Raw genomic sequence first — 5,160 nt, forward strand, 5'->3', positions numbered from 1 at the left:
ACACAACAAAGCTAAAATGCCGTTAATCAGATAAAAGGCGGCAACCACTTGGGTTTCACTCCAGCCACTCAGTTCTAAATGGTGGTGAATCGGTGCCATCTTAAATAAACGCTTGCCGATCCCATCCGGGCCTTTGGTGGCTTTATAGTAGCCCACCTGCGCCATTACTGAGAGCGATTCCACGAAGAAAATACCGCTGAGGATAAATAGCGCCCAGAGATTGTTCGTCAGAAGTCCGACTGCTGTCAGTGCGCCTCCCAGCGCCATCGAACCCGTATCGCCCATAAAGACGCGGGCTTTGTTGCGGTTGTGAACCAAAAAGCCTAGGTAGCTGCCACTCATGCAGGCGCAAAAAATCATCAAACTTGGCGACACGGGAGCAACAATGGCACCGAGTCCCAAAAGAGCGATCGCGCCCGTTCCCGCTGCTAGTCCATCGACTCCATCCGTGAGGTTCGTCGCATTACTTTCCGCCACTAGCACAAATACTGCTAAGGGCCAGAACAGTAACCCCAAAGGAATCGCTAAACCAAAAGGCAAGGCAATCGTGGTGATACTGGCTGGTTGATGCCAGACCAGCCACAAAGAAAACAGAACACCCACCCCAATCTGCAAAATGAGTTTCATCCGGGGCGAGATGCCTTTATTCGACCGGCGTCTAATCACTTGCCAATCGTCAACCCAGCCAATCGCACCGTAGGCTAAAGTTACGATTGATACGGCAAGTACGGGGAATAATCCTTGTATGCCTACAGCCAATCCAGCCCACACCAAAGCGACGATTACCCCGACTGGCACAAAAAACACCCCGCCCATTGTCGGAGTGCCTGCTTTTTGTAAATGCGCTTGGGGGCCATCCTCCCGAATAAATTGACCCGCTTTTAGGGCTTGCAGGAAGGGGACTGCCCAATATCCTAAAAGAGCCGTCACCAAGGCGCAAAGCCACAGGGGAAACGTCATCGAGATGCCTACCGATGGGAAGACACCTGCTTGCAGATCGAATAATATCGTCCCTAGGGAAAGCCCAACTGCCAGTAACGCTAGCAGGCTAGTTCCTGAGGGGTTGAACGACCGACCAGAAAATAATTTAGCGTCCACAAATTTTTCGTTCACTTCTCACACCAGAATTCAGAATTTCAGAATCCAGAATTTACTCTGACGCCTGAGTGCTGAATTCTTTTCGTCTGACTAATCTTCGTCTACATCGATGATTTCATCATCGTCTTCGAGATCATCGTAAACATCATCCGGTGCCATCAGATCGGAGATTTCTGCATCACCATCGCGGAAACTATCTTCCGCTTGAACATCCCGCGCCAACAAGCGTCCTGTGGATTCCAGCCAGTCGAGAATCGATGGTTCTTGTTGTAACGGAATCAGACCAGCCAGCTGGTGACGAGGTTCTTCACGCAGAGACGGGTTGTACATATTTGACATATTTGAGGATTTCGGATTGGGAGCTAACTAGACATATTGAGTTTACCACTCCCAGAAACGCGATCGCTGGCGTGGAGACTATTACGTGTCAAGGGAGTTGTTATCAAACTTATCAACTAGGTGCTGGTGGCTGATGCCATCTGCGTATTGAACAAAAGTTAAGCTGGGGGTAGAGAAGTCACCCAGAAGAGAGGTCTAGGAGGAAATGAGGAAAGCAGCACTGTTGGAAGCGATCGCTTCTCAAAATCGCGGACTGCTAGCAACCGAAACCGACAAAATAGCGATTCTCTCAGCGGTTGCCCGATTGGAAGACCTCAACCCTACTCCCCGTCCGGTTGAGGCAACTGACCTACTAGATGGAAATTGGCGACTACTTTACACCACCAGTCGCGGTTTATTAACCATTGACCAACTGCCATTTCTCAAACTTGGTCAAATCTATCAATGCATTCGAGCCAAAGACGCCAAAGTTTACAATATTGCTGAAGTTTATGGCTTACCCTATTTGGAAGGATTTGTTAGCGTTGCTGCTCGGTTTGAACCAGTTTCTGAACGTCGTGTATTGGTAAAATTTGAGCGTTCTATTTCTGGTTTACAGCGTCTCATTAACTATCAGTCGCCTTCAGAATTTATTCGGCAAATTGAAAGCGGTCAGCGATTTCCAGCTTTAGATTTTGGTATCGACAGCAGCAACCAGCAAGGTTGGCTGGATACTACTTATCTAGATGAGGATTTGCGGATAGGCCGAGGCAATGAAGGCAGCGTGTTTGTGTTAACAAAAGCTTAGGTTAATGGCTAGTGGCTAATGGTTAATGACTATTAGCCATTAGGAAGATAAATTCCTGCAAAATAGGGCGGGGTTAGTCTTTTTTTTACGAACCACTAAGAACGCGAAGGATGCCAAGGAAGAAAAAGAGGATTTGCCGAATTAATTGGAATTACTACACATAAATAATATCCAGTTATCTAAAAATCATTACCCGTTAGCAATTAATCAGATGGAATCTACGCAAGAAGTTTTGCTCCGCTTGTCCCAAGGACAATTAAATCTACTACAAACTTGTCCTCGAAAGTTTCAACAAATCTACTTAGATAAACTGAGTTCACCCACCAATCCAGAACAACTAGAACGGCAAAATTGGGGCAGTCGCTTTCACTTATTGATGCAGCAGCGAGAACTGGGATTGCCGGTAGAATCTTTGGTGCAAGAGGACGCCCAATTACATCGTTGGGTGACGGCATTGGTGGATGCAGCACCAGAAATCTTGATATCTAACCCGAAAACCTTCCGCCAAAGCGAACATTGTCGCACGCTGAATTTTCAGGGATATTTATTGACAGTCATCTATGATTTGTTCATTGAAGACACGCAATCTGCTGAAATTTTGGATTGGAAAACTTATCCTCAACCAAAAAATCGGCGTTGGTTAGAAAAAGATTGGCAGACTCGCTTGTATCTTTATATTTTGGCAGAAACTAGCGATTATTTGCCAGAACAGATTTCTATGACTTACTGGTTTGTCCAGTCTCAGCCTCAACCAGAAAGCCTCAAATTTACTTATAATGCCGTTCAACACGAGCAAACGAAAAGGGATTTAACAGAACTGTTGACGCAGCTAACCGATTATTTGCAACGTTATCAGCAAGGAGAAGATTTCCCTCAAGTTCCAGAAAACGCTAATCGTTGCCCTGACTGTAATTTTGCGATTCGGTGTCAGCGCGATCGCAATTTTTCAAATACTTCGCATCTTACCAGTGAAGAAAATTTCTCTCATCAAGATTGGCTACCCAATTTAGCGAATATTCAGGAAGTTTCCCTGTAAAAAATAAAAAATCAAAATTTATGACAAATCCTGATAAAAACGAGCCTGCATCTAACTACTCTTCCATCTATATCCGCGACCTTGAAATTGACGATCTTGCCCCGGTTTACCACTTGGGAGAAGCTGTATTTACAAGCAATTTGTACCCTTATTTATATCGCACCTGGGATGAATGGGAGGTGATTGGACTTTACAATACCGATCCGGAATACTGTCTGGTTGCTGAAATCGACGAACAACTGGCAGGGTTCATTTTGGGAACCGTGATTAGCAAAGCATCCTGGACTTATGGATACATTATTTGGCTGGGTGTGAATCCGAATTTTCAGCGTCGAGGCGTCGGGGACAAGCTCGTTGATAAGCTGGTAGAACGGATGATTGAAGATGGGGTGCGATTCATGCTGGTGGATACCGATCCCGCGAATGTCCCAGCCGTGAAGTTTTTTAGCCGCAAAGGTTTTGGCAATACTCGCCAGCACATTTTCTTGTCGATGAATTTGAGCAAGCACGAGTATTATGGCAGGCTGATTGCCTACGAGCGCGAAAAAGCTGAGAGGGCTGCTTATAAGCGATCGCGCCGCCGTCCTTCCACTCAAACCCAAGGAATTGCTAGCGAAGCAGCGACAAAAGTTATGGTGACTGACACTCCCTCAACCCCTGTCGAACCTCCGAATTTCTCCGATCCCGAAAGTTAACCTTTTCTTTTTGATAACAATTTTCCTTAACTACTGCTGCGGCTAAAGAAAATCGCCGCTAAGACTATCAAACCCAATAAGGCTAGGGGAACCCACAGATTGACAAGCTCGCTCATCTCAGTTGTTTTAATCTTGGCAATCAACTTAATTAATTAATATTTTTTATAAAAAATGGCTAAAATGTAAAGCGAAATTTATTTTTAAGGCAACCATGACATCAAAAGATACGGTGACATGGCTACAAGAGAGAACAGCGCTGGGTGTACTATCGGCAGAAGTGTTAGAAGCGATCGCGCAACTTCTGGAAGAAAAAGTCGTACCAGCGCAAACGACTTTAGTGGCGGAGGAAACGCCCCCCGAAGGACTCTATATTCTCAAACAAGGGCAACTAGAAGGCGATTCTCTTTCAGAGACGCTACGCGAACGCACCAACCAAACAGGTTTAGCCTGGGTGATTAGTTTTCTTCCTGGAGCCACCATTCACTTACAAGAGCTACTGTTAGACCAGCAGGCTCAAAGAACTATCAAGACACTCAGCGAATGCACGCTGTGGTTTATTCCCGCAGAGCAATTTCGGCAAATAGTCGCCCAATATCCCGAAATTACCCAAGCCTTCTCCCAGCGGTTGGCTCAAGAACTCGCTCAACTATCGTCTCAACTGAACTACGAACAAGAGCGTCAAACCGCCTTGCGCCCTTATCTGGTAGCAAAGGCAAGACGCGGGGTGGTGGGAAAAAGCCGCTATGCAGTCCGGCTGCGCCAGCAAATCAAAGAGGCGGCTGAGTCAAGGCGTCCAGTCTTGATTTTCGGGGAACCGGGACTAGAAAAAGACAATACCGCTGCTCTGGTTCACTTTGGTTCTTCCTATCGGCGCGAACCGATCGTTAAAGTAGACTGTAGTACGCTGCAAGCAAGTGGTGCAGAACTATTTGGTCGTGCTAGTGGCAAACCAGGGCTAATTGAATCCCTGGGGACAGGCACTTTAGTCCTCAACAACATCCAAGAACTTCCCCCAGAGTTAACGCCGAAGCTGGCTCAATTATTAGAAACCAACACCTACACCCCCCTTAGCCGTTCGGAAGACCCACCAGCCCCAAGCCGCTCGTGTCAAGCCCGCATTATGATGATTGCGGAAAAACACCTACCGACAATTGAGCGTCAAGTCGGTCATTTAATTAAAGTGCCGCCGCTGCGGGTGCGAAAAG

6 protein-coding genes are annotated in these 5,160 nt (G+C 46.6%); 4 read left to right on the forward strand and 2 right to left on the reverse strand.

Going from position 1 to position 5,160, the window contains the following annotated elements; translation table 11 throughout:
• Positions 1-1,098: phospho-N-acetylmuramoyl-pentapeptide-transferase (mraY, locus tag H6F50_RS21845; protein ID WP_190430331.1), on the reverse strand; the 1,098-nt coding region annotated here is incomplete at its 3' end.
• A gap of 90 nt (positions 1,099-1,188) precedes the next feature.
• Complete coding sequence (locus H6F50_RS21850) at positions 1,189-1,428, reverse strand: DUF3134 domain-containing protein (protein WP_190414854.1); 240 nt, start codon at positions 1,426-1,428, stop codon at positions 1,189-1,191.
• Positions 1,429-1,642: 214 nt separating this feature from the next.
• On the opposite strand from H6F50_RS21850, the gene H6F50_RS21855 reads away from it, so the two are divergent.
• The 4 genes from H6F50_RS21855 to H6F50_RS21870 all read left to right on the forward strand — a co-directional run.
• Entirely contained in the window at positions 1,643-2,224 is a 582-nt protein-coding gene (locus H6F50_RS21855) for a PAP/fibrillin family protein (RefSeq protein ID WP_190414856.1), read from the forward strand.
• Between the two features lie 211 nt (positions 2,225-2,435).
• Positions 2,436-3,260 (forward strand): PD-(D/E)XK nuclease family protein, encoded by an 825-nt coding sequence (locus tag H6F50_RS21860; RefSeq protein ID WP_190430329.1) that lies wholly within the window; start codon positions 2,436-2,438, stop codon positions 3,258-3,260.
• Between the two features lie 20 nt (positions 3,261-3,280).
• Complete coding sequence (locus H6F50_RS21865) at positions 3,281-3,955, forward strand: GNAT family N-acetyltransferase (protein WP_190414858.1); 675 nt, start codon at positions 3,281-3,283, stop codon at positions 3,953-3,955.
• A gap of 211 nt (positions 3,956-4,166) precedes the next feature.
• The coding region (locus H6F50_RS21870; protein WP_190430330.1) for a sigma 54-interacting transcriptional regulator at positions 4,167-5,160 on the forward strand (994 nt) is incomplete at its 3' end.

The organism is Coleofasciculus sp. FACHB-712 (assembly GCF_014695635.1).
Classification (GTDB): Bacteria; Cyanobacteriota; Cyanobacteriia; order Cyanobacteriales; family FACHB-T130; genus FACHB-T130.

Coding starts and splice junctions, on each gene's coding strand:
- H6F50_RS21850 (WP_190414854.1), bottom strand. CDS start 1,428: ATGTACAACCCGTCTCTGCGTGAAGAACCTCGTCACCAGCTGGCTGGT.
- H6F50_RS21855 (WP_190414856.1), top strand. CDS start 1,643: ATGAGGAAAGCAGCACTGTTGGAAGCGATCGCTTCTCAAAATCGCGGA.
- H6F50_RS21860 (WP_190430329.1), top strand. CDS start 2,436: ATGGAATCTACGCAAGAAGTTTTGCTCCGCTTGTCCCAAGGACAATTA.
- H6F50_RS21865 (WP_190414858.1), top strand. CDS start 3,281: ATGACAAATCCTGATAAAAACGAGCCTGCATCTAACTACTCTTCCATC.